Source organism: Corallococcus sp. AB038B, from assembly GCF_003668955.1.
Classification (GTDB): domain Bacteria; phylum Myxococcota; class Myxococcia; order Myxococcales; family Myxococcaceae; genus Corallococcus; species Corallococcus exiguus.
In genome coordinates, this window is the sequence record NZ_RAWO01000001.1 from 2,632,996 (window position 1) to 2,656,527 (window position 23,532).

The 23,532-nt window shown below is 69.7% G+C and carries 19 protein-coding genes; 15 read left to right on the plus strand and 4 right to left on the minus strand.

What is annotated here, in order from left to right; genetic code table 11:
- Positions 1-2 precede the first annotated feature (2 nt).
- Positions 3-941, minus strand: a complete 939-nt coding sequence (locus D7Y04_RS10870) for an efflux RND transporter periplasmic adaptor subunit (RefSeq protein ID WP_121759169.1) — start codon at positions 939-941, stop codon at positions 3-5.
- Between the two features lie 283 nt (positions 942-1,224).
- Between D7Y04_RS10870 and D7Y04_RS44400 the strand changes: the two genes are divergently transcribed.
- The 9 genes from D7Y04_RS44400 to D7Y04_RS10910 all read left to right on the plus strand — a co-directional run bounded on the left by D7Y04_RS44400 (position 1,225) and on the right by D7Y04_RS10910 (position 12,501).
- Positions 1,225-1,392, plus strand: coding sequence for a hypothetical protein (locus D7Y04_RS44400; RefSeq protein ID WP_158627488.1), 168 nt, complete (start codon positions 1,225-1,227; stop codon positions 1,390-1,392).
- A 149-nt stretch (positions 1,393-1,541) separates the two neighbouring features.
- Positions 1,542-3,176, plus strand: coding sequence for a hypothetical protein (locus D7Y04_RS10875; protein ID WP_147477083.1), 1,635 nt, complete (start codon positions 1,542-1,544; stop codon positions 3,174-3,176).
- Between the two features lie 91 nt (positions 3,177-3,267).
- Positions 3,268-4,860, plus strand: a complete 1,593-nt coding sequence (locus D7Y04_RS10880; RefSeq protein WP_121759171.1) for a hypothetical protein — start codon at positions 3,268-3,270, stop codon at positions 4,858-4,860.
- Entirely contained in the window at positions 4,847-5,746 is a 900-nt protein-coding gene (locus tag D7Y04_RS10885; RefSeq protein WP_121759172.1) for an aldo/keto reductase, read from the plus strand. The genes D7Y04_RS10880 and D7Y04_RS10885 overlap by 14 nt, the downstream gene beginning before the upstream one ends.
- A gap of 114 nt (positions 5,747-5,860) precedes the next feature.
- Positions 5,861-6,904 carry a uroporphyrinogen decarboxylase gene (hemE, locus tag D7Y04_RS10890; RefSeq protein WP_120563822.1) on the plus strand — a complete coding sequence of 348 codons (1,044 nt, stop codon included), beginning with the start codon at positions 5,861-5,863 and terminating at the stop codon, positions 6,902-6,904.
- Positions 6,905-7,021: 117 nt separating this feature from the next.
- On the plus strand, positions 7,022-8,323 hold the full coding sequence (fadI, locus tag D7Y04_RS10895) for an acetyl-CoA C-acyltransferase FadI (RefSeq protein WP_120597993.1): 1,302 nt from the start codon (positions 7,022-7,024) through the stop codon (positions 8,321-8,323).
- The gene (fadJ, locus tag D7Y04_RS10900) at positions 8,323-10,560 is read left to right on the plus strand and encodes a fatty acid oxidation complex subunit alpha FadJ (RefSeq protein WP_121759173.1); all 2,238 of its coding nucleotides are present in this window, start codon (positions 8,323-8,325) and stop codon (positions 10,558-10,560) included. The genes fadI and fadJ overlap by 1 nt, the downstream gene beginning before the upstream one ends.
- 104 nt (positions 10,561-10,664) lie before the next feature.
- Positions 10,665-11,795 (plus strand): mannosyltransferase family protein, encoded by a 1,131-nt coding sequence (locus tag D7Y04_RS10905; RefSeq protein ID WP_121759342.1) that lies wholly within the window; start codon positions 10,665-10,667, stop codon positions 11,793-11,795.
- 46 nt (positions 11,796-11,841) lie between these two features.
- Positions 11,842-12,501, plus strand: a complete 660-nt coding sequence (locus D7Y04_RS10910; protein WP_121759174.1) for a class I SAM-dependent methyltransferase — start codon at positions 11,842-11,844, stop codon at positions 12,499-12,501.
- A 69-nt stretch (positions 12,502-12,570) separates the two neighbouring features.
- On the opposite strand, the gene D7Y04_RS10915 is transcribed toward D7Y04_RS10910, so the two are convergent.
- Together D7Y04_RS10915 and D7Y04_RS10920 are read right to left on the minus strand one after the other, a co-directional pair.
- Positions 12,571-13,407 carry a ChbG/HpnK family deacetylase gene (locus D7Y04_RS10915; protein WP_121759175.1) on the minus strand — a complete coding sequence of 279 codons (837 nt, stop codon included), beginning with the start codon at positions 13,405-13,407 and terminating at the stop codon, positions 12,571-12,573.
- A 7-nt stretch (positions 13,408-13,414) separates the two neighbouring features.
- On the minus strand, positions 13,415-14,203 hold the full coding sequence (locus D7Y04_RS10920) for a glycosyltransferase family 2 protein (protein ID WP_120597996.1): 789 nt from the start codon (positions 14,201-14,203) through the stop codon (positions 13,415-13,417).
- A gap of 137 nt (positions 14,204-14,340) precedes the next feature.
- On the opposite strand from D7Y04_RS10920, the gene D7Y04_RS10925 reads away from it, so the two are divergent.
- The 3 genes from D7Y04_RS10925 (at position 14,341) to D7Y04_RS10935 (ending at position 18,508) form a co-directional block, all read left to right on the plus strand.
- Positions 14,341-15,291 carry a diguanylate cyclase gene (locus D7Y04_RS10925; RefSeq protein ID WP_120597989.1) on the plus strand — a complete coding sequence of 317 codons (951 nt, stop codon included), beginning with the start codon at positions 14,341-14,343 and terminating at the stop codon, positions 15,289-15,291.
- Positions 15,292-15,458: 167 nt separating this feature from the next.
- Positions 15,459-17,039: an ATP-binding protein gene (locus tag D7Y04_RS10930; RefSeq protein WP_120597988.1), complete on the plus strand. Its 1,581-nt coding sequence runs from the start codon at positions 15,459-15,461 to the stop codon at positions 17,037-17,039.
- Positions 17,036-18,508 carry a sigma-54 dependent transcriptional regulator gene (locus D7Y04_RS10935; protein WP_120597987.1) on the plus strand — a complete coding sequence of 491 codons (1,473 nt, stop codon included), beginning with the start codon at positions 17,036-17,038 and terminating at the stop codon, positions 18,506-18,508. Before D7Y04_RS10930 ends, D7Y04_RS10935 begins: the two co-directional genes overlap by 4 nt.
- A gap of 27 nt (positions 18,509-18,535) precedes the next feature.
- Here D7Y04_RS10935 and D7Y04_RS10940 read toward each other — a convergent pair whose 3' ends face one another.
- Positions 18,536-19,873 carry a replication-associated recombination protein A gene (locus D7Y04_RS10940; protein ID WP_120579724.1) on the minus strand — a complete coding sequence of 446 codons (1,338 nt, stop codon included), beginning with the start codon at positions 19,871-19,873 and terminating at the stop codon, positions 18,536-18,538.
- Positions 19,874-19,994: 121 nt separating this feature from the next.
- Here D7Y04_RS10940 and D7Y04_RS10945 point away from each other — a divergent pair, with 121 nt between their 5' ends.
- The 3 genes from D7Y04_RS10945 to D7Y04_RS10955 are packed head-to-tail and all read left to right on the plus strand — an operon-like array spanning position 19,995 to position 23,529.
- Positions 19,995-20,840 (plus strand): NAD(+)/NADH kinase, encoded by an 846-nt coding sequence (locus D7Y04_RS10945; RefSeq protein ID WP_120597986.1) that lies wholly within the window; start codon positions 19,995-19,997, stop codon positions 20,838-20,840.
- Between the two features lie 60 nt (positions 20,841-20,900).
- Positions 20,901-22,739, plus strand: a complete 1,839-nt coding sequence (locus D7Y04_RS10950) for a serine/threonine-protein kinase (protein WP_121759176.1) — start codon at positions 20,901-20,903, stop codon at positions 22,737-22,739.
- 10 nt (positions 22,740-22,749) lie between these two features.
- Positions 22,750-23,529: a YdcF family protein gene (locus D7Y04_RS10955; protein WP_121759177.1), complete on the plus strand. Its 780-nt coding sequence runs from the start codon at positions 22,750-22,752 to the stop codon at positions 23,527-23,529.
- Positions 23,530-23,532 lie beyond the last annotated feature (3 nt).

The following is a 23,532-nucleotide window of genomic DNA, read 5'->3' on the forward strand; positions in this document are numbered from 1 at the left end:
GCTCACTCCTGTCCGGGGGGAGGCGGTACGGGCCCGGTGCCTTCTTCCCGCGAACCGGCGGACACCTGGACCACCGCGCCGGAGGGCAGCTCGGAAGCCCCGTCCAGGTCCGCGACGACGAAGAGCATCCGGGAAGCCGCGTCCACTTCGGGGGCCACGTGCGCCACCTGCCCGGTGAGCCGCTGTTCCAGGCCCTGGGCCTGGACCCGCACCGTCTGGCCCACCCGCACCTCCCGGGCCAGGGGCTCCGGGACCGCGTAGCGCACCTGCCGCTTTCCGCCGCGCAGCAGGTGGATCACCGCCTGGCCGGAGCGCACCAGGGCTCCGGGGTCCGCGTAGCGGCCCGCCACGACCCCCGCGAAGGGCGCCCGGAGCGAGGCCTCGTTGATGCGCTGCTGGTACTGGGCTACCCGCGCCTCGGACTCCTGCACCTCCGCCCGCGCCGCATCCAGCTTCGCCTGCGCCATGCGCCGCTCGTACTGCGTCGTCGCCAGCTCCTCCTCAGAGAGCGCTCCCAGCGACAGCTGCCGGGGGTCTTCCCTGCGGCGCAGCCGCTCCCCGGCCTGCTCCAGCGCCAGCGTCGCCACCTCCGCGGCGGCGCGCGCGGACAGCAGCTCCGCCTTCGCGATGGCCAGCTCGCGCTGCTCCACGCCGGTGTCCAGCACCGCGACGACCTGCGAGGTCCGCACCGCGTCACCCACGTGGACCTGAATGCTTTCCAGGCGGCCTTCAACGCGTGGCGCCAACTCCACGGTCTCGGTGGAAATGAGCACGCCCAGGAAGGGTTCCGTCTGGCTTTGACGCTGTGTGTCTTTGCGCGGTGCGTCCACCGCGGGTGAAGGCATACGGGGGGGCAGGTGGGAAGGCCGCGGCGAGGCCGCCCAGCCAAGGAGCGCGAGGAGCGCCAATGCCGCAAGGCCTGTCAGGACTCGGAGGACCATCCGCTCCCACTCTAGAGCGAACCCTCCTTTAGCGAAAGCCTTGGAGGGAATGGAAGACTGTTTGCGCAAGACTGGAAGAGTGTGGCTGGTTTGTCTGAAAGAATGACAGTCAAGGTTAAGCGGGTCTGTGTCTTGTAATTCATTGGCGACCTGTGAATACTGTCAATGCCTGTCGGGGGAGGTCCGGGACCGTGGCTTCATGCTCTCTCGGAGCCCTGGGGCCGGAGCGGAGACCCGGCATGCATGCCACATCACCCGCAGTCCCCTGTGAAAGAGGCAGACCATGAAGAAGGAAACCCCCGAGAACAGCGCGCCGGTGTTGGAGTCCTGGATCCAGGAGACGCAGCTGTCGCCGGACGACCTCGAGGCGGTCACGGGCGGTCTCATCATCTCGCCCGTCAAGTGCGACACCTATTGCAAGACGACCTACTCGGGCCTGAAGCCGGACTGAGCCGCGACAGCTGAGCGGTTCTTCAAGCGGCGGGTCTGACGCGTGAGCGGACAGGCACCGTCGCGCCGGAGGCACGGTGCCCCTTGCCGTGGCCTCTGGCACCTTTTACGGGTGCCGTGGACCCTGTTCCCTTCGCGGTGGTGATGACCATGAGCATGAACGAGCCTCGGACGTTGGATGAGATTGAAGCCGCGATGGCGCTGAACGTCCCCTTCGGGGACTGGCGCTACATCAACGACCGCTCCGTCACCTTCTATACCCGGCGGCTGGAGATGCTCGTGCGCCACCTTCCGGAGCTGGAGCCCCTGCTCGCCGCCTGGAAGGCGGCCTCTCCGGAGGACCGCTACCCGGTGCTGGGCGACACCGTCCTGCGCGCCACGCTCAACGCCGCGCTGGGTGGGATGGAGACCGGGGTGAAGGACCTTCCGCTCGAGCGCTACCGGGCCGTGTTCGAGGGCGCCCGGCGGCTGCTGGCGGAGGGGCGGCGCGAATCCCCCACTGAAAACGGGGCCTCACGCAGGCTGCCCCTGGGGGAGGCCGCGCACCATCCCTGGGTCTGGTGCGACGAGCGCGAGGAGGACGTGTGGGCACAGGGCTTCCGCGAGCTGTTCGACCATGAGAAGTCCAGCTCCGTGCTCCGCACGCCGGACGAGGCCACGATGGGCGTCCTGCGTGGCGCCGTGGCCCTGCTGGAGGACGTGCTGCCGCGGGTGACGCGCAGCGTGCTGGACCATGCCTATGTGGTGGGCGTGACGGACGTGGTGAACCGGCAGGCCTGGGACAATCCCAACCGCCGCTTCTCCTATGACTCCTTCACCACCTTCACCATCCCCGGGGCGCTGTTCCTGAGCATGGGAATGCTGCGCAATCCCTACAAGGCCGCGGAAAGCCTGCTGCATGAGTCCCTGCACCTGAAGCTGCATGACATCGAGCACACCCATGCCATCCTCAAGCGCGGCTACAACGCGGGCCGCTCGCCGGTCATCCGTTCGCTCTGGAACCGCTCGCATCCGGATGCCACGAATGAGTGGCCGGCATGCCGCTCGCTCGCGGCCATGCATGTCTATCTCCACCTGGCGCTCTACGCGGAGCGGCTGGCGCGTGAGCCCGAGCGGATCCAGGCCGTCCATGGACCGTTGAACGGATACGAGCCCGTGCCGCAGCGGCGCCGCGCGTTGGAGCGCGCGCACTACCTGGGGGGCATGCTGCGCCGCGACTGCTGGGAGGAGTTGGGCATCGGGGGCCAGCGCATGGTGGATTGGATGATGGGGCTGCTGAACGAGCTGGGGGCGGGAGCGCTTCCCCAGGACGGAAACGCCCACCTGTTCCTGGACCTCTACGAGCGCGAAGCCAAGGAGTTCAACGTGCTGCTGGCGAGCCTGCGTGCGCTGCCGGAGGCCGTCGCGGAGGAGCGGGGCCAGGGCCTGCGCCAGAAGGTCTCGGAGATGCTGCGCGGCGAACTGGGCGTCGCGGTGAGGATCGCCGCCTCCGTGGGAGATGCCTCGGCGAGCGCCTCTTTGCGCGAGCAGGCGGAGCGGATCACCTCGACCCGGTTGTCGGGCCTCAGTGACGCGGAACTGCCCGGGCTCTTCAACTCGACCCGGGGCACGGTGGCGAGCCTGCTGCGCGCGGTCTCGTCCGAACACTTCCTGGGCACGCGAGAGCCGGAGACGGAGAAGCCCCTGAGCGAGCTGGTGCGCGACATGGTGGTCAGCTCCAGCACCCAGCTCAACGACATGTCCTCGGCGCGCTTCCAGCCCCTCCGCGCGGCTCCTCCCAGCTGAAGCGTCCCGGAAGACCCTTCCGCACGCGTCATCCCCCTTCCCGAGGCACCCCATGGCTTTTGCCACGTTGGCTCCAGAAGTCCTGCATGAGATGGAGAGGTCGCTGGCGCTCATGCGCCCGTTTGGTGACGGCGACTACATCAACGGCTGCACCCTGGGCCGGTACGAGCGGCAGCTGGCCATGCTCGCCCCGGACGTGCCAGCGGCCACCGCCGTCCTGGAGGCCCTGCGCGCGGCGGACCCGGTGGGGCGCACGCGGACCATCGGGGATCCGGTGTTCCGCTCCGCCGTCCACAAGCTGCTCGGGCACCACCGGCTCCACCTCCCACAGCCGGACGCGGCGGAGTGCGCGGACCTGCTGCGGCGGACCGCACTGCTCCTGGCGGCACCGGAGCGCTCGCCGCTGGCGGAGGGCGTCGTGGCGCTGGACCGGCTGGGCGCCGCCGCCCACCACGGGTGGATCTGGCGGGAGGAACGGGAGGAGGACGCGTTCGCGCATCACTTCCGGGCGCTGCTCCACGAGCGCGTGCCCCACCTCATCCCCGCGACGCCCGACGCCCGCATCCTGGACAACCTGGTGCGGGGCGCGGAGCTGCTGGAGACGCTGGTTCCGGACCTGGCGCGGAGCACCCTGGCGCATGTGCAGGTCGTCGTCGTCGCGGACGTGCCGGCGCGGCGGCCCCTGATGCCTGGCGAGGAGCCGGCCTTCACGTCGCTGACGAACCCTTTCATCCTGGGGACCATCTTCCTGGCGCCGAACGTCCTGCGGAACCCCTGGTCCGCGGCGGAGTTCCTGCTGCACGAGGGGCTGCACCAGAAGTTCATGGACCTGGAGCACACCCATTCGATGCTGCGCAAGGGCTACTCGGTGGATGAGTCCCCCGTCATCAACCCGCCCTGGCATCGCGTCCAGCTGAGCGGCGCCAGCCAGTGGCACGTCAACCGCTCAATCAGCGTGACGCACGTCTACACGGCGCTCGCGCTGTTCTTCGCCCGGGCCCGGGAGCGCGCCGCGGAGCTGGCGCCCCGCTTCGGTCCGGTGGACAGCGCGGAGCTGGAGCTCTCCCTGCGCCAGTCCTTCGACCGGGCCACCTACCTGGGGGAGAAGCTGATGGGCGCCCGGGACGAGCTGGGCGTCGCGGGCCAGCGCTTCCTCGACTGGCTCAACGGGCTGCTGCGGACGTTCGACCCCGCGCCTCCGCCTGGCGGCGGGTACGTCCACCTGCTGCTGGACCTCTATGACCGCGAGGCCCGGGAGTTCGCCACGCGCCTCGCCCACCTGTCGCCAGCGGACCTGGAGAAGCCCGTCGCGCCAGTGCCTGGCGCCTCCGAGGCGAGCACGGTGCCGGCGCTCGTTGCCCACCTGGAAGCCGTCGAGACGGCACGGGCCCGCGAGGTCATGGCCGCGCTGGGGCGGACGATGCCGGGAGGCTTCGATGCGCCCCCGCCGGCTGCCTCCGCTCCCCTGGCGGAGCGTCCCTCGGACGTGGCCGCGCGCTTCAGCGGCGTGCGCCAGCGCGTCTCGAACGTGCTCCGGGAGGTGCCCTGGGCGGAATACCAGGTGGCGCGCGAGGGGAGCACGCCGCGCCCCGACGAGGCCGTCCGGGAACTGCTGGGCTATTCCGACCGCTACCTCGGACGCCTCCTCAAGCACATGACGGCCTCCTTCCATGCCGCGGCCTGAGGCCCCGCGGGCGGGCGGCCCGGCCCTGTCCGGCGTGGGCGGGGTGGGGCTGGGGGCCCTTCACCTGTCGTCCGCGAGCCGGCCCTCCGAGGCCGACGCCATCGCCGTGCTCCACCGGGCGCTGGCGCTGGGGGTCACCCTCATCGACACGGCGGATTCCTACGGCAGGGATGACTCCGAGCAGCACGAGAACGAACGGCTCATCCACCGGGCGCTCCAGTCCTATTCAGGGGACACGTCCGGCGTCACCGTCGCCACCAAGGGCGGCATGGTGCGCCCGGGCGGGGCGTGGGTGGTGAACGTGGATCCGGAGCACCTGCGCCGGGCCATCCGGGGAAGCTTCGAGGCGCTGGGAGGAAAGAAGCCCATCGACCTCTGGCAGTTGCATGCCGTGGATCCGCGCCATCCCATTGAAGCGTGTCTGGCGGTGGCCCGGGAGGCGGTGGACCAGGGCTGGGTGCGGCACATCGGCCTCTCGAACGTGACACTGCCCCTGCTGCAGCGTGCACGGCGCGTGGTGCCCGTGGTCTCCGTGACGAACGAGCTCAGCCCCTGGCAGCGGGCCTCCGTCTTCAACAACGTCGTCGCCTGCTGCGAGGACGAGGGGCTGGCCTTCCTGGCCTGGAGCCCGTTGGGAGGGCCGGGGCGGGTGAAGGAGCTGGGCGCCCTTCCGGGCCTGGAGGCCCTGGCGCGCGAGCGGGGGGTCTCCGTCCACCGCTTCGTGCTGGCCTGGGTGCGCGCCGTGTCGCCCTGCGTGGTGCCCATCCCGGGCGTCAGCCGGCTCGCCACGCTGGAGGACGCGCTGGGCGCCGCGACGCTGGACCTGACGCCCGAGGAGCTGCGGCGCATGGAGCCACTGCTGCCGCACCGCCGCCGGGTGCTCTGAGCCCGGCCGTCCCGGAGGGAAGCATCCGGAGGGTGGAAACGTTCTGGGCCCATTCGCCCGCGTTTCCCGTAAATAGGCGGGGTCCCCGACTCCTCCTTGCCCGAAGGTGATGACGTGAACGACCGACTCCTGCGCACGGCGCGCCGCCAGCCCACCGACACCACCCCCGTGTGGCTGATGCGTCAGGCGGGCCGCTACCTGCCCGAGTACCGCGCCATCCGCGGCAACATCGCGTTCCTGGACCTCTGCAAGAACCCGGACCTGGCTGCGGAAGTGACCGTCCAGCCCATCACCCGCCTGGGCGTGGACGCGGCCATCATCTTCTCCGACATCCTCATCCCCGTGGAGGCCATGGGCATCCACCTGGAGCTGGGTGACAAGGGCCCCCACTTCCCCAACCCGCTGCGCACGCCCGCGGACATCGACAAGCTCGGCGTCCCCGACCCCGTGGAAGGCACCGGCTTCGTCGCCGAGGCCATCCGCCGCACGCGCAAGGCCATCAACGACTCCGTGCCCGTCATCGGCTTCGCGGGCGCGCCCTTCACCCTGGCCGCGTACATGGTCGAGGGCGGCGGCTCCAAGAGCTACATCCAGATCAAGCGCCTGCTCTTCGAGCAGCCCGAGGTCGCCCACCGCCTCTTCCGGAAGCTCACCGACACCCTCATCCCGTACCTCAAGATGCAGGTGGAGGCCGGCGCGAAGATTGTTCAAATCTTCGACTCCTGGGGCGGCGAGCTGTCCCCCTGGGACTTCGAACGCTTCAGCCTCCCGTACCTCACCGAGATGGTGACGGAGCTCAAGGCCACCGGCGTCCCCGTCATCCTCTTCGGCGTGAACATGACGCCGCACCTGCCGCTCCTGAAGCGCACCGGCGCGGACGTCATCGGCCTGGACTGGCGCTGCCCCGTGGACGAGGGCCGCCGCATCCTCGGGCCGGACGTCGCCACCCAGGGCAACCTGGATCCGCTCCACCTCTTCCTCCCCCGAGAAGAGCTGGACGGCCGCGTGAAGGACATCCTCCGCCGCGCCGGCCCCACCGGGCACATCTTCAACCTGGGCCACGGCATCCTCCCGCCCACCGACCCGGACGCCGCGAAGTTCCTCGTGGAGGCCGTCCACAAGCACGGCGCCGCCCTCCGCCAGGGCACGCTCGGCTGAACAATCCCCCGCCCGGCCGACTGGCGAGCAGTTGACTCAAGAATCAATCCGACATTGACGCGGTGCATTGCCCGCCGTTAGAAGCGCCTCACTCGTTTCACAGAGGGTGAGGCACACATGGCAAGCGAGAAGCGCAACGGCCACCGGCGGGTGGCCATCGTTCGCGGTCTGCGGACGCCGTTCGCGAAGGCGGGCACCGTCTTCGCGAACCTGACGGCGCTGGACCTGGGCCGGATGGTGGTCCAGGAGCTGGTGCAGCGCAGCGACCTGGACCCCAACGAAATCAACCAGCTCGTCTTCGGACAGGTCATCCCCACGCTGACCGCGCCGTCCATCGCGCGCGAAGTCGTGCTGGCGGCGGGCCTGCCCAAGCGCATTGACGCCTTCACGGTGGCGCGTGCCTGCGCCACGTCCATCCAGTCCATGGTGGCGGGCGCCAACGCCATCGCGCTGGGGGACGCGGACGTCGTCATCACCGGCGGCACCGAGTCCCTGTCGGACGCGCCCATCTTCACCAGCCGCCCGCTGGCGCACGCGCTGGCCGCGTCGTCCAAGGGCAAGAGCCTTCCGGACAAGCTCAAGCCCTTCCAGAAGCTCAAGGCCAAGGACCTCATCCCCGTGCCCCCCGCCATCGCCGAGTACTCCACCGGCGAGACGATGGGCGAGAGCGCGGAGAAGATGGCCAAGGAGAACGGCATCACCCGCGAGGAGCAGGACCTCATCGCGTTCAACTCGCACCAGAACGCGGCCCGCGCGTGGAAGGAAGGCCTGTTCGACGGTGAGGTGATGCACGTCACCGTGCCGCCGAAGTACGAGCAGACCGCCACGAAGGACAACATCGTGCGCGACGACACCAGCCTGGAGGCGCTGTCCAAGCTCAAGCCGGTGTTCGACCGCCGCTATGGCAGCGTCACCGCCGGCAACGCGTCCCCGCTGACGGACGGCGCCGCGGCGCTGCTGCTCATGAGCGAGGAGAAGGCGAAGGCGCTGGGCTACGAGCCGCTGGGCTTCCTGCGCTCGCACGCCTTTGCCGCCACCGACCCGGGCGACCAGCTGCTCCAGGGCCCGGCGTACGCGGCGCCCGTGGCGCTCAAGCGCGCGGGGATGAAGCTCGCGGACATCGACCTGGTGGAGATGCACGAAGCCTTCGCCGCGCAGGTGGCGAGCAACCTCCAGGCGCTGGCGTCCAAGGAGTTCGCGAAGAAGGCGGGCTTCAACGCGCCGGTCGGCGAGGTGGACCGGTCCATCCTGAACGTGACGGGGGGTTCCATCTCCATCGGGCACCCGTTCGGTGCCACGGGCGCGCGCATCATCACGCAGGCCCTGAATGAGCTGAAGCGTCGGAACAAGAACACGGTGTTGTGCACCGTCTGCGCCGCGGGTGGCCTGGGCGCCGCGGTCATCCTGGAGCGTGCGTGATGGCGACCAAGCAAGAGGCAGTCGAAGCGAAGCAAGGCTTGAGCTACGACGTCACGAACGGCGTCGCGGTCATCACCGTGGACCAGCCGGGCTCGCCGGTGAACACGCTGTCCCCGGACGTGGGCGCCGCGTTCTCCGACCTGCTCCTTCAGGCGGAGCGGGACCCGGAGGTGAAGGCCGTCGTCTTCATCTCCGGCAAGAAGGACAACTTCGTCGCTGGCGCGAACATCGACTTCCTGCAGACCATCAAGTCCCCGGCGGACGTGGAGGCCATCAGCCGCGCCGCGCACGCGGAGTTCGACCGGCTGGAGGCCTTCTCCAAGCCCGTGGTCGCGGCCATCCACGGCGCGTGTCTGGGCGGCGGTCTGGAGTGGGCGCTCGCGTGTCACTACCGCATCGTCACGGACAGCCCCAAGTCGGTGGTGGGCCTGCCGGAGACGCAGCTGGGCCTCATTCCCGGCGCCGGCGGCACGCAGCGGCTGCCCGCGCTGATTGGCGCGGAGGCCGCGCTGGACCTCATCCTCACCGGCAAGAACGTCAAGCCGTCCAAGGCGAAGAAGCTGGGCGTCGTGGATGAAGTCGTGCCGGTGCCCATGCTCAAGGACCTCGCGCTCAAGCGCGCGGCGGAGCTGGCGGCGGGCACGCTGAAGGTGGAGCGCTCGCACCAGGGCTTCAAGGCCGTGGCCCAGAGCAGCAAGAAGAAGGGCATCGCCGGGCTCTTCCAGGGGCTCATCAACAAGGACCTCTGGAAGGAAGCGGCGCTGGAGGACAACCCGCTCGGCCGCAAGGTGATGTTCGACCAGGCGAAGAAGCAGCTCCTGAAGAAGACGCGCGGCAAGTACCCCGCGCAGGAGAAGGCGCTGCAGGTCATCCGCGTGGGCCTGGAGTCCGGTCGCAAGGCGGGCCTGGAGGCGGAGGCGAAGGCGTTTGGCGAGCTGGTGTTCACGGACGTGTCGCGGCGCCTGGTGGAAATCTTCTTCGCCACCACGGCGCTGAAGAAGGAGAACGGCACCTCCAACCCCAACCTGAAGCCGCGCGAAGTGAAGAAGGTGGGCGTGCTGGGCGGCGGCCTCATGGGCGGCGGCATCGCCTACGTGGCCGGCGTGCTCCAGGGCGTGCCCGTGCGCGTGAAGGACCGGGACGACGCGGGCGCGGGCCGCGCGCTCAAGCAGGTGCAGACGGTGCTGGATGAGCGCGTGAAGCGCCGCTCGCTCACGCGGCTCGAGTCCAACGCGAAGCTGTCCAACATCACCGCGGGCACGGACTACAGTGGCTTCAAGTCGGTGGACCTGATCATCGAAGCGGTCTTCGAGGACCTGAAGCTCAAGCACCAGGTCATCGCGGAGGTGGAGGCCGTCACCGGCGAGAACACCATCTTCGCGTCCAATACCTCCAGCCTGCCCATTGGCGAGCTGGCGAAGGGCAGCAAGCGCCCCTCGCAGGTGATTGGCATGCACTACTTCAGCCCGGTCCACAAAATGCCGCTGCTGGAGATCATCACGCACCCGGGCACGGCGGAGTGGGTGACGGCGACCTGCGTGGACGTGGGCAAGAAGCAGGGCAAGACGGTCATCGTCGTCAACGACGGGCCGGGCTTCTACACGTCGCGCATCCTCGCGCCGTACATGAACGAGGCGGCGTACCTGCTGGCGGAAGGCGCGGACATCGTCCAGTTGGACAAGGCGCTGGTGGACTTCGGCTTCCCGGTGGGGCCCATCACGCTGCTGGACGAGGTGGGCATCGACGTGGCCCAGAAGGTGGGGCCCATCATGGAGGCCGCGTTCGGCAAGCGCATGGTGGCGCCCAAGGCGCTGGCGGGCGTGGTGTCCGACGGCCGCCTGGGCCGCAAGACGAACAAGGGCTTCTACCTGTACGAGAACGGGAAGAAGAAGGAGGTGGACCCGCAGGTCTACCTGCTCCTTCCGCACGGCAAGGACCGCAAGTCCCTGGACCCCGCGGAGATGGCGGAACGCGTCGCGCTGCAGATGGTGAACGAGGCCATCCGCTGCCTGGGTGAAGGCATCCTGCGCAGCCCGCGCGACGGCGACGTGGGCGCCATCTTCGGCCTGGGCTTCCCGCCGTTCCTGGGCGGCCCGTTCCGGTACGCGGACGCCCTGGGCCCGGCCAACCTGCTGCGCAAGCTGGAGCACTACCAGGACAAGTACGGCGAGCGCTTCACGCCCGCGCCGCTGCTGGTGGAGAAGGTGCGCGCCAACAAGGGCTTCTACGAGTCCTGAGCACGTGACGCACCGGGCGGTGAGGGGACCTCAAACGGTTCTCTCCCCGTTTCCGGGCCTGACTTGACGCGAGGGGCGGTTCTGGACCAAGGGGCATGTCCCACATGGTCCGTTCCGCTCCTCGTGTTGTTCTGACCGCCGGGCTCGCGGCCCTGGCGGTGTGCACCGCGCTGGTAGCGGTGTCCGCGATGATGTTCCCGCAGGGCTACAGCCCCGCGCGGCTGACGTGGCCGGGCGCTCCCATCCTCCTGGGCTGGACGCACTTCGACGCCGGTTGGTACGCGCACATCGCGACGGCGGGCTACAGCTACACGCCCGGCCAGCAGAGCCCTGTGGCGTTCTTCCCGCTGTATCCCCTGGTGCTGCGCGGACTGGGCCTGCTGTCCATGGACACGTTCCTCGCGGGCGTGGTCGTCACCATGCTGTGCGGCCTGGGCGCGCTGTACGTCTTCACGCTGTGGGCGCGCACGCGGGCGGATGAAGAGGCGGCGAGGAACGCGGGGCTGCTGCTGGCGTTCTATCCGTTCGCGTTCTTCCTCTACGGGGCGATGTATTCGGACGCGCTGTTCCTCCTGCTCATCATCGGAGCGTTCCTGCTGTTGGAGCGAGGGCAGCTGGGGTGGGCGGTGCTGCTCGCGGCGGTGGCCACGGCGGCGCGTCCAGTGGCTCCCGCGCTGGTGGTGGGCCTGCTGGCGCGGCGGCTGGAGTGGAAGCACGAGCGCGGCCTGAAGTGGAACCTGATGGACCTGCTGCCGGTGTTCGCGGCGGCGGGTTTCGTGCTGTACGTGCTCTACCAATGGAAGGCGTTCGGCGAGCCGTTCGCGTTCGTGAAGGTGCAGTCCGCGCCGGGGTGGGACCAGAAGCCGGGCTGGCGCACGTGGGCGAAGCTGCGCTGGTTCCAGGGCTTCAGTCGGGAGATGTCGCTGTCGGACGGCTTCAGGCTGATGGGGCACGCGGCCGTCACGGTGGGGGCGCTCGCGCTGGTGTGGCCCACGGTGAAGCGGTTGGGGTGGGGCTATGGCGTGTACACGCTGGCCATCGTGGGATTGCCCGCACTGTCCAGCAAGGACTTCATGGGCATGGGGCGCTACCTGCTGGCAGCCTTCCCGCTGTTCCTCACGCTGGCGCTGCTGCTACGCGAACGTCCCCGCTTGAGGTGGGGAGTGCTCGCCACGAGTGCCTGCGTGATGCTGGCGCTGACGGTGGCCTTCGGAGCGGCGGAGTACGTGTCATGAGCGGACGGATGGGACGAGCCGTGGACCCGAGCGCGGAGGCCGTGTCATGAGCGGGCTCATGTCCCGGGCGCTGGAGCTCTACGCGCACCTGCCCGCGAGCGAGCGCTTCCACGTGCACGCGCGGGCGTCCTCAGCCCCCCTGCTCGCGGTGGCGTCGCGTCTGCCCGCCGGGACGGTGGCGGACATCGGCTGCGGGCACGGCCTCCTGTCCGCGGTGATGGCGCTCGCGATGCCGGAGCGCCGGGTGCTCGGAGTGGACCTGGACGAGCGCAAGGTGTACTGGGCGAAGCAGGCCCTGTCGGGGTTGCCCAACGTGACGCTCGACGTGGGCTCCGTGGAAGAGCTCGCGAGGACGCAGCCGCACACCCTCGACGCGGTGGTGGTCTGCGACGTGCTGTACCTGCTGCCCGATGAGCGGTGGCCCGGCTTCCTCCAGTCCGTGCGCGGCCTGCTCAAGCCCGGAGGCCGCTTCCTCCTGAAGGAAGTGGAAGGCGACCGCTCCTGGAAGCACGCGAAGGCGCTCGCGCAGGAGTGGGTGATGGTGTCGCTCCTGGGGCGCACCAAGGCCAGCGGCGGCATGGTGCTCAAGCCGCGAGTCGACGGCGTGCGGCTCCTGCGCGACGCAGGCTTCGAAGTGCGTGAAGTCGTGGGCCTGGGCGCGGGCTACACGACGCCGCACCTGCTCTACGACGCCGAGGCCCGCTGAAGAAGCCCACGCGCGCTTGGCGGGCCACCTCCAGGCCTGTCCGACAGTCGGACAGGTTTCCGCGGCCCGTCAGCCCAGCGCGCCGTAGTTCGCGAGCGTGATGTCCCGCTCCACGAGCTTCGCTTTCACGCGGGGACTGGTGAGCGCGACCAGCTCCGCCTCCCAGCCATAGGTCCACGCTGGATCCTCCGGCACATGCGGAGCGCCCTCCCCGGGGTGGCACCCCAGCTCGAAGTCCCCCGTCGGCAGCGAGTCCAGCACCGCCAGCAGCGCGGACTCATCCAGCCGGCCCGCCTCGAACACGCCGCCCGCGCTCACCCGCCGCACGCCCGGCCGGGCTCGAGGTGCCGTCCGCGCCAGCACCGCCAGCACAGTCGTCTTCAATGCCGGCCCGGGAGCCCGAAGCCATGACACGCGCGGCAGCGCATCCGGCCACCGCAGCGGCAGACCCTCGCGCGCGGCGATGCCCTCCACCACCGACCGCACCCCCGGCAACAGGTGCAGGTGCTGGTGCCCGTCCAGGTGATCTACCTTCGCGCCCAGCTCACGAGCGCGGAAGAGCTGCGCGGACAGCTCCCGCTCCAGCTCTTCCCTCCGTACCCGCCCCGTCACCCACGCCTTCGCGAACTCCGCCCAGTTGCCCCGCAGCCGTCCGCCCGGCGCCACCGTCCGCACGGCCTCCGAGGGGGCCGCGCAGGGAAGCCGCGTGGACAGCGCCAGATGCACGCCCACCGCCAGCCCCTGCGCCTTCGCCAATCCCACGGCCTCCGCCGCGGAGGGCCCCATGGCCAGCAGTGTCGCGCTGGTCACGATGCCCTCGCGGTGCGCCTTGAGGATGCCCGCGTCCAGTGACGGATGCAGGCCCAGGTCGTCCGCGTTGACGATGAGGCGGGTGCGCGACGCCATGTCCGTCCTACCCGCGCCCCGCGTTGCCCGGCACCGAACGCAATTGCTGCACGGACGGCGGCAGGCGCACGGGCTTGACCGGCGGCGACGGCGAGCGCGTCTCCGGGTACAGCGCCACCAGCTCCTTCACCATCTTCAGGATGACGGACGGCGACGCCAGCGTGGAGATGCCGCGCGTTCGCGGGAAGTAGTCCACGCCCATCTGGAACACGCGGAAGCCCTTGCGGATGGCCTTCACCACCAGCTCCGCGTCGATGAACGAGCCCTGGCTCCGGAGCTCCATCGACTCCAGCACCTGGCGGCGCATCAGCTTGAAGCTGAAGTTCACGTCCTTGATCTGGATGTCGAACAGCGCCCGGATGAGCAGGTTGTAGACGAACGAGTACACGATGCGCTTGGCGCCCTCGCTCGTGCGGTCGAACCGGAAGGCGCAGATCATGTCCGCCTCCAGGTAGCCCATCAGGTGCAGCGCCCGCTCCAATTCGCGCATGTCCCACGGCAGGTCGATGTCCGAGTACAGCACCAGGTCCTTCGTGCTCGCCGCCAGCCCCGTGCGCATCGCTCCGCCCAGCTTCAGGTTCACGGGGTGGGTGATGACCCGCAACTGAGGCACCTTCGCCGCCAGCGCGTCGCAGACCTCCTGGGTCCGGTCCGTGGAGGCGTCATTGACGACGATGATTTCGAAGTCGTCGGTGAGCTTCGGTAGCACTTCCAGTGCGCGGCTCACCGCGCGCTCCACGTAGTCCTCTTCGTTCCAAGCGGGGAAGAAGAGGCTGATGCTCGGGTACTTGGCCACGGTCGTCATGTCGCGCGCGTTCCGTCCGGAAGGAAACGCGGGCTCGCTAGCAGAGCCCCTACCCACAGGCAAACCCCTTGGCCCTTCTTGTGGGAAACCCCTATAGTACCGCCTAGTCATCATTTTATGGGGACACGGTGAAAACCCAGCCCTACACGCTTCTGGTCGTGGACGATTCACAGGCACTGCTGCCTCAGCTGGTGCGCGCGCTCGGCCCGGAGGACTTCGCGCTCCGTGTGGCTCGCTCCGGGCCGGAGGCGCTCGGGCTGACCCAGGAGGTAGACGGCGTCCTGCTCTGCTCCGGCGGCCCCGACGAGGGTAAGGCGCTGGGCATCCTGGAGGCCCTCACCCCACCGCAACCGGCGCCCCAACCCGCCGTGGTGGTCCTGGCCCCCCCGGAAGACCGCGCCTTGCGCCTGGCCGCGCTGCGCAGGGGGGCTGAGGTAATTCTGACCCCATGGGACGACGAAGAACTGCGTTTGAGGCTCTTCCGGAGCCTGGAAGCGCACTCCCGGTTGAGGTCACTTCACTCCCAGGTCGAGGAACTGCGGCGCCTGGCGGTGACGGACGGCCTGACCCAGGTGCACAACCATCGTTACTTCCAGGAGCGCCTGCGCGAGGAGTTCCGCCGCTCGCAGCGCTACGACGAGAGCCTCTCTCTCATCCTGGTGGACCTGGACCACTTCAAGAACATCAACGACGCCCACGGCCACGGCGCCGGAGACCGCGTCCTGAGAGAGGTGGCCGCCTCCCTCCAGCACAGCGTCCGTGAGACGGACCTGGTGGCCCGCTACGGAGGAGAGGAGTTCGCCATCCTCCTGCCCTGCACCCACCTGCCCGGCGCGCTCACCGTGGCGGAGAGAATCCGCAAGGGAATCAACGAGTTGCACGCCGGCCCGGAGGGTGCCCTGCGCGTCACCGCGTCCCTGGGCGTCTCCAGCTTCCCGCACCGCGCCATCCTCGCCCCGGAGCAGCTGCTGCTCACCGCCGACGAGGCCCTCTACCGCGCCAAGCGGGAGGGTCGCGACCGCATCTGTCTGCACCCTCCCGCCCCCCTGTTTTCCGCGCCGCCCTCACGGGCTGGCTGACCCAGCGGGTCAAAAACCCTGAGTCGGGTTTGACCCCATTGGGTGCCATGGGTCTATGATGACCTTGCCCCTTTTTGTCATGTCACTGAAAAAGGACGTGATTGCCGGGGTTTATCCAAATCTCCGGTTTGGCAAGGCCATTGCAAATGTCGAACTCCGGAAAGTCCATGGGAACCCTCGGAGCTCAAGCGCAGGCGCAGGACCCAGTCGCCCGAGGGCGGCTGCTGCTCGTGGACGACGAGGAGAACATCCTCAAGTCCATCCGGCGGGTGCTGCGCCGCGGTGAGTGGGACATCGAGACGGCGACGGACGCCGAAGCGGGTCTGCGCACGCTGGAGCGGTTCCATCCGGAGGTCGTCATCTCCGACTTCCGCATGCCGGGGATGAACGGGGTGGAGTTCCTCACCCAGGTGAAGCTCCAGGAGCCGCGCGCCCAGCGCATCATGCTGACGGGGCAGGCGGATCAACAGGCCATCGAAGAGGCCATCAACCGCTCCGAAATCTTCCGCTTCATCTCCAAGCCCTGGAACGACAGCCACCTGGTCCTCACGGTGAAGAGCGCCTTCGAGCAGTACGCGCTCCACGCGGAGAACGACCGGCTCTACCGCGTCACCCAGGAGCAGAACGCGGAGCTCAAGCACCTCAACGCGGACCTGGAGGAGCGCGTCGCGCTGCGCACGCGCCTGCTCTCCACGGCCAAGCGCGAGTGGGAGCTGTCCTTCGACTGCATGGAGACGCCGCTCGCGGTGGTGCGCGCGCGGGACTTCGCGGTGCGCCGGGCCAACGTGGCCTACGCGCAGGTGGCCCGCCGCTCCATCGAGGAAGTGCCTTCCGACGTCCCCTGCCACCAGTACCTCTTCGGCCGGGACACGCCGTGCACGGGTTGCCCGCTGCCCTCCGCCATGGAGACGGGCAAGGGCGCGCGCGGGGAAGTGCAGCAGGGCGGGCGCAGCTACGTGGTGGCCGCGTATCCCTTCGCCGGTGATGACCGCGCGGTGTGCACCTACCGCGACGTCACGGAAGAGCAGGCGATGACGCGCCGGCTCATCGAGACGGAGAAGATGGCCGCGGTGGGCCAGCTCGCGGGCGGCGTGGCGCACGAAATCAACAACCCGCTGGGCGGCATCCTCGCCTTCGCGCAGCTGATGTCCCGCGACGCGGGCCGCAGCGAGAGCGACCTGGAGTCGCTGAAGCTGATTGAAGAGAGCGCGCTGCGCTGCAAGCGCATCGTGGAGAGCCTGCTGAAGTTCAGCCGGCACAGCCGCGTGGAGGACCGCCGCCTCTTTGATTTGTCCAAGTGCGTGGATGACGCCGCGGTGCTCTTCCGCGCGCAGCTCAAGTCCATGCCCAAGGTGGAGCTGAAGCTGGGCCTGAAGGACGGGCTGCCCAAGGTGTACGGCGACCCCGGCACGCTCGCGCAGGTGGTGCTCAACCTGCTGCAGAACGGCCTGCAAGCGCTTCCCAACGCCGCCGGGCGCCTGTCCCTGGAGACGGGGCGCGAGGGCGACCGGACCTTCTTCGCGGTGAGGGACACCGGCTCGGGCATCGAAGAGCGTCACCTGCCGCGCATCTTCGAGCCGTCCTTCACCACCAAGCCGCCCGGCGAGGGCACCGGCCTGGGGCTGTCCATCGCCTATCGCATCGTCCAGGACCACGGGGGCACGTTCCAAGTGGACACCCACGTGGGTCAGGGCTCCCGCTTCATCGTCTACCTGCCTATTCCCCTGCAGCTCGAGAGGTTGCCGTGAACCAAGTCAAGCGCGCCAAGGTCCTCGTTGTGGATGACGACTCCGTCGTCCTCAAGGCCGTCACCCAGATCCTCCAGCGGGAAGGACACCCGGTCGTCGCCATCGACGACGCGGTGGAGGGGCTCGCGGCGGCGAAGGATCCGTCCATCGACGTGGTCGTGCTCGACATCAAGATGCCGCACCTGTCCGGCATGGACCTGCTGCGCGCCATCAAGGCGGACCGCCCGGACGTGGAGGTCATCATGATGACGGCCTTCGCCACCGTGGAGACGGCGGTGGAGGCGGTGAAGGCGGGCGCGTACGACTACCTCACCAAGCCCTTCGAGAACATCGACGAGGTCAGCCTCACGGTGGCCAAGGCCGCCGAGCGCAAGGCGCTGAAGGACCGCACCCGCGCGCTGGAGGAGGCGCTCACCGCGCGCAGCCAGTTCGAGGACCTCATCGGTCAGTCCTCGCAGATGCGCGCCGTGTTCAAGCTGGTGGAGACGGTCAGCCACTCCACCGCCACGGTGCTCATCCAGGGTGAGAGCGGCACGGGCAAGGAACTCGTCGCTCGCGCCATCCACTACCGCAGCGCGCGCCGCGACAAGCCCTTCGTGGCCGTCAACTGTTCCGCGCTGACGGAGACGCTGCTGGAAAGTGAGCTCTTCGGCCACGTGAAGGGCAGCTTCACCGGCGCCACCGGCAACAAGAAGGGCCTCTTCGAGGCGGCCGACGGCGGCACCATCTTCCTGGATGAAATTGGCGACGTGCCCCCGGCCACCCAGGTACGCCTGCTGCGCGTCCTGCAGGAGGGTGAGGTCAAGCGCGTGGGCGCCAACGAGCCCGTGAAGGTGGACGTGCGCGTCATCGCCGCCACGCACGTGGACCTGTCCCGCGCGAAGGAGCAGGGCAAGTTCCGCGAGGACCTCTTCTATCGCCTCAACGTCATCACCATCGACCTGCCGCCCCTGCGCGACCGCCCGGAGGACGTGCCGCTGCTCGCGCACCACTTCCTCAAGGTCTACGCCTCCAAGGCGGACAAGAAGGTCGCCGGCATCAGCCCGCGCGCCATGGAGGCGCTCACCTGCAACCGGTGGACGGGCAACGTGCGCGAGCTGGAGAACGTCATCGAGCGCGCGGTGGTGCTGACGGCCAACGACGTCATCGACGTGGAGGACCTGCCGCCCGGCTTCCAGGCCGCGCCCCAGGCCGACTCGGCGGTGGAGGTGTTCAGCCTGGCGCACCTGCCGTACGCCCAGGCCAAGCGCCTGGCCATGCGCGCCTTCGAGCGCCGCTATCTGTCCGCGCTGCTGGAGAAGAACAACCACAACGTGTCCAGCGCGGCGCGCGCGGCCGGCGTGGACCGCTCCAACTTCCGCCGTCTGCTCAAGCAGTACGAAGTGGCCGGCCGCAGCATGAAGCCGCGCTCGCCCAAGGGCCCGGACTCGGACAGCGGCCCGGGCCCCGTCCTGGAAGCGGTGTCCTGACGGGGCCCTTCGGGGAGTGACGGCGCTTCAGCCGTCCTCCCCGGGCTCGCGCTCGCTGCGACGTGCGGCGAGCTGCTGTTGGATGGTTTCGTAGCGCTCGGACAGCTCCGCCTCGAAGCCGTTGCGCGTCGGGGTGTAGAAGCAGCGAGAGCGCAGCGCTTCGGGCAGGTAGTCCTCCGGGACGTAGTTGCCCTCGAAGTTGTGCGGGTACTTGTACCCGCCGCCGTAGCCCAGCGACTTCATCAGCTTCGTGGGCGCGTTGCGCAGGTGCATGGGCACCGGCAGCGCGCCTTCCTTCGTCACGGCCTCGCGCACGGCCGCGTACGCGGCGATGACGGCGTTCGACTTGGGCGCGAGCGCCAGGTACGTCACCGCCTGGGTGAGGGGCAGGGTGCCCTCTGGAAGGCCCATGAGCTGGAAGGCCCGGAGCGCGTCCACCGCCACGCCGAGCGCGCGCGGGTCCGCGTTGCCCACGTCTTCCGACGCGAAGATGACCATGCGGCGGAAGATGAAGACGGGGTCCTCGCCCGCCTCCAGCATGCGCGTCATCCAGTACAGCGCGGCGTCCACGTCGCTGCCGCGCATGGATTTGATGAACGCGCTGACGACGTTGTAGTGCTCCTCGCCGCCCTTGTCGTAGAGCAGCATCTTCTGCTGGAGCGCTTCCTCCGCCACCTTGCGGTCCACCGCCGTGCGGCCGTACGCCGCCGCGGCCTCCAGCGCGGTGAGGGCCTTGCGCGCGTCGCCGCCCGCCGCGTCCGCGATGAACTCCAGCGCCGCGTCGTCCACGGCCACCTTGCCACCCAGCCCCCGAGGGTCCGCGACGGCGTGGCGCATGACGGCGATGAGCTCCTCCTGCTCCAGCCCGCGCAGGGTGATGACGCGGCAGCGCGACAGGAGCGCGGCGTTCACCTCGAAGGACGGGTTCTCCGTGGTGGCGCCAATCAGCGTGACGGTGCCCTTCTCCACGTGGGGCAGGAGCGCGTCCTGCTGTGACTTGTTGAAGCGGTGGATTTCGTCGATGAAGAGCAGCGTGCGCTGGCGGTTCAGCTTCCAGCGGTCCTGCGCGCGCGCCACCGTCTCGCGGATGTCCTTCACGCCCGCGAGCACGGCGGACATGGTCTCGAAGGAGGCGCCGGTGGAGCGCGCGACGAGCTGGGCGAGCGTCGTCTTGCCGGTGCCGGGCGGGCCCCAGAGGATGAGGCTGGGCACCTGGTCGCTCTCCAGCGCGCGGCGCAGGAAGCGGCCCTCACCGGTGAGGTGCTCCTGGCCCAGGTACTCGCTGAGCGAGGTGGGGCGCATGCGCTCGGCGAGCGGCGCCAGGACGGCCTGTTCCTTCTGGCTGGCGTGGTCGAAGAGGTCCATGGGGCCTCCAAACCTAGCGTCCCGGAGGCCCTGCCGCGCCCCCTTGTGATGTCCGGCGCCGGGCAGGTGCGTCATTTTCCTGCGGAGGACGGTTGGCCGGCTGGACTAGAACCCTGGGGGCGTGCAGACCCTCGTCATCGTCGCGAAGCGTGACACCCCGCAGGCTGTCGCCCTGGCGGCGGAAATCCAGCAGCGCCACCCGAACCTGACGGTGCTGGCGGACCGTGCCCTGGCGCATGCGCTGAACTGGCCGCGCATTGAAGACCGCGAGCTGGCGGCCCGTGCGGACCTGGTGGTGGTGCTGGGCGGAGACGGAACGCTCATCTACGCGGCGCGCCTGCTGGGCGGGCGCGACGTGCCCATCATCGGCGTCAACCTGGGCAGCCTGGGCTTCATGACGGAAGTGCCCGTGGAGGAGCTCTTCAGCCGGCTGGACGACGTGCTGGCGGGGAACTTCCACGTGGACTCGCGGATGAAGCTGTCCTGCCGGCTGTTGCGCGGGGGCAAGGTCCTCATCGAGGACGAAATCCTCAACGACGTGGTCATCAACAAGGGCGCGCTCGCGCGCATCGCGGACCACGAGACGTCCATCGACGGGGTGCCCATCACCACGTACAAGTCGGACGGCGTCATCCTGGCCACGCCCACCGGCTCCACGGCGTACTCGCTGTCCGCGGGCGGCCCCATCGTGCACCCCTCGGTGGACTGCACCATCCTGTCGCCTATCTGCTCCCACGCGCTGACCCAGCGGGCCATCGTGGTGCCGGCGGACCGCACCATTCGCGTCACGCTGAAGAGCGAGACGGCGGACACGTACCTCACGCTGGACGGGCAGACGGGCCACTCGCTCCAGGGCGGGGACTGCATTGAAGTGGTGCGCTCGCCCAACCGCGTGGAGCTGGTGCGCAACCCGCGCGTGGCCTTCTTCACCATCCTCCGGCAGAAGCTCCACTGGGGTGAGCGCTGAGCCTCCGGGCCCGGGGGTGGGGCTCCCCTCGGGGGTGAGCGGTGGGGTAGCGTCCGGCCCGTGACGACGGGTGGGCACAGGACGCGTTTCGGCAAGTACGAGCTGCAGGAGCGCCTGGGCGCGGGTGGCATGGCCGTGGTGCACCGCGCGCGCTACACCGTGGCGGAGGGCGTGTCCCGGTCCGTGGTGATCAAACGCGTGAGGGATCCGTACGCGTTGGATCCCGCCTTCGTGCAGATGTTCCTCAACGAAGCGCGCATCTCGATGGGGCTGTCGCACGGCAACATCGTCCAGGTCTTCGACTTCGGGCAGGAGGAGGGGGAGTACTTCCTCGCCATGGAGTGGGTGGACGGGCAGCCCCTGTCCAAGGTGCTCAAGCGCCTGAAGCTGAAGGGGATGGCGCACCTGCCTGCGCCGCTGGCCGTGCAGCTGATGGTGGAGGTCTGCAAGGGCCTGCACCACGCGCACACGCGCCGCGACGAGGAGGGCCGCTCGCTGGGGCTGGTCCACCGCGACGTGTCTCCGGACAACGTCCTGGTGAGCTACGAGGGCGAGGTGAAGCTCACCGACTTCGGCATCGCGAAGGCGCAGTGGGCCGGGCGGCAGGACACGGACGCGGGCGTGGTGCGCGGCAAGTTCCTCTACCTGTCACCGGAGCAGACGCGGGCGGAGGCGCTGGACGCGCGCTCGGACGTGTACACGGCCGGCGTGGTGCTCTTCGAACTGCTCACCGGTCGCAGGCCCGCTGAGGGAGACCAGGTCGCGGTGATGGAGCGCATCGCCACGGGCGACCTGACGCCTCCGCACGCTCACGTGCCGGACCTGGATCCGTCGCTGGGCGCGCTGGTGACGCGGGCGTTGGCGCTGAGGCGGGATGACCGTTTCACGAGCGCGGAGGACTTCCAGCGCGCGTTGGCGGAGTGGCTCGCGTACCGGGCGCCGCTGTTCCCTGCGTCCACGCTGCGCCACCTGATGGGCTGGCTGTCCGAGGAGGAGCTGAAGCTCGCGGGCCAGCCGCCGCGGATTCCGGAGTCCTTCCTGCGTCAGGTGGCGGTGTGGACGGGGGAGGACGGCCCGGGGGGAATGGACGAGCCGGAGCGGGCGTCCGCGGTGCACCGCGCGCACTCCGAGGCGTTCCCGGAGGAGCACGTGCCCGGGGCGCTGGTGGGCGGCAGCCCCGCGGCGGACATGGGCGCGGGAGTGCCCGGCTGGGTCTGGGCGGCCGTCATCGCGGCGGCGGTGATTTTCTTCGTGGGGCGGGCCGTGCTGCCCGACATGTCGGAAGCGCCGGGGCGCGATCTCCAGGTGGTGTCGGTGCCTCCGGGCGCGGAGGTGCGCTGGGACGGCAAGTATGTCGGGGTGACGCCGACGTCCCTGAAGGTCGCTCCAGGAGAGGCCTCGCACCAGCTGGAGCTGCGCTACGTGGGCCACCATCCGTGGTCGACCACCGTGTCGCAGGCGGCGGTGCCGGAGCGCGTGCAGGTGACGCTGGAGCGCCTGTCACCCCCGCCGCCGCCCCCCGAGCCGGTGGTGGACGCACGGGTGCCGGAGCCGCAGAAGGCGGGCGCCCGGAAGGGTGTGCCGAGCGTCAACGCCCAGAGCGAATCGCGCGAGGCCCTGGATTGGATCTCCGAGTCCCCGAGCGCGGGGGCGGAGTACACACTGGGCGTGGAGCTGCTCGTGGCGGGCAAGCCAGGGCAGGCCAGTGGGAAGTTCGGGACGTGCCTGAGGCTGCTGGAGACGGCCGCGGAGTGCCATCTGGGGATGGGGCGGGTGGGAGCGCGGACGGCCCGGGCAGGGGAGGCCGTGGAGCACTACCGGCGCTATCTGCAGTTGCGTCCGCGAGGGGCCGGCGCGGCGGAGGCCAGGCAGTACCTCAAGTCCCGGTCGGGTCGGTAGCGGCGCCGCGATGTTCCTCATCCTGTCGAAGCTGTTGGACCTGTTGCTGTCGCCGCTCACCTGGGCGCTTTTGTTCAGCGTGGCGGGGCTGCTGCTGCGCCGGTGGACGCGCCTGTCGGTGGCGTCGCAGGTCGCGGCGTTGGCCGTGCTGTACGTGTTCTCCATCGAGCCGACGGTGGCGCTGCTGACGCGCGCGACGGAGGCGGACGCGGTGAGCACGTACCGGCCGGACACCGTCTACGACGCGGTCATCCTGCTGGGCGGAGGACTGGACGCGGCGGCCACGGAGCGCTCGGGGCAGCCGGAGTACAACGCCGCGCCGGAGCGGATGATGCGCACCTTCGAGCTGCTGCATGACGGCCGGGCACGGCAGGTGTTGATTACCGCTGGCAACCTGGACGCGAGGCCGGAAGCGGTGGTGGAGGCGGACGTGCTGGCCGCGCAGCTGGAGCACTGGGGCATCGCGCCCGAGCGCATCGTGAAGGAAGGGCGCAGCCGCAACACCCGCGAGAACGCGCTGGAGTCGGAGCCGCTGGTGCGCGCGCACGGCTGGAAGTCGCTGCTCCTGGTGACGAGCGCCGCGCACCTGCCCCGGGCGGCCGGCTGCTTCGCGGCGGTGGGGCTGAAGGCGGACACCTTCGCGGTGGACCTCCGCTCCTCGACGATTCCCCCGGCGAAGCTGAGCTGGCTGCCACGCTCGGGAGCGCTCAACCAGAGCACGGACATGCTGCGCGAACTGGCGGGGCGGATTGTCTACCGGGCGCGAGGCTGGACCGCGCCCTGGCGGTAGGCG

Excerpts from the sequence above, each read along its gene's own strand:
- D7Y04_RS10940 (WP_120579724.1), bottom strand. The coding sequence starts at position 19,873 with ATGGACCTCTTCGACCACGCCAGCCAGAAGGAACAGGCCGTCCTGGCG.
- D7Y04_RS10870 (WP_121759169.1), bottom strand. The coding sequence starts at position 941 with ATGGTCCTCCGAGTCCTGACAGGCCTTGCGGCATTGGCGCTCCTCGCG.
- D7Y04_RS10885 (WP_121759172.1), top strand. The coding sequence starts at position 4,847 with ATGCCGCGGCCTGAGGCCCCGCGGGCGGGCGGCCCGGCCCTGTCCGGC.
- D7Y04_RS10955 (WP_121759177.1), top strand. The coding sequence starts at position 22,750 with ATGTTCCTCATCCTGTCGAAGCTGTTGGACCTGTTGCTGTCGCCGCTC.
- D7Y04_RS44400 (WP_158627488.1), top strand. The coding sequence starts at position 1,225 with ATGAAGAAGGAAACCCCCGAGAACAGCGCGCCGGTGTTGGAGTCCTGG.
- D7Y04_RS10905 (WP_121759342.1), top strand. The coding sequence starts at position 10,665 with ATGGTCCGTTCCGCTCCTCGTGTTGTTCTGACCGCCGGGCTCGCGGCC.
- D7Y04_RS10930 (WP_120597988.1), top strand. The coding sequence starts at position 15,459 with ATGGGAACCCTCGGAGCTCAAGCGCAGGCGCAGGACCCAGTCGCCCGA.
- D7Y04_RS10880 (WP_121759171.1), top strand. The coding sequence starts at position 3,268 with ATGGAGAGGTCGCTGGCGCTCATGCGCCCGTTTGGTGACGGCGACTAC.
- D7Y04_RS10875 (WP_147477083.1), top strand. The coding sequence starts at position 1,542 with ATGAGCATGAACGAGCCTCGGACGTTGGATGAGATTGAAGCCGCGATG.
- D7Y04_RS10915 (WP_121759175.1), bottom strand. The coding sequence starts at position 13,407 with ATGGCGTCGCGCACCCGCCTCATCGTCAACGCGGACGACCTGGGCCTG.
- fadJ (WP_121759173.1), top strand. The coding sequence starts at position 8,323 with ATGGCGACCAAGCAAGAGGCAGTCGAAGCGAAGCAAGGCTTGAGCTAC.
- D7Y04_RS10910 (WP_121759174.1), top strand. The coding sequence starts at position 11,842 with ATGAGCGGGCTCATGTCCCGGGCGCTGGAGCTCTACGCGCACCTGCCC.
- fadI (WP_120597993.1), top strand. The coding sequence starts at position 7,022 with ATGGCAAGCGAGAAGCGCAACGGCCACCGGCGGGTGGCCATCGTTCGC.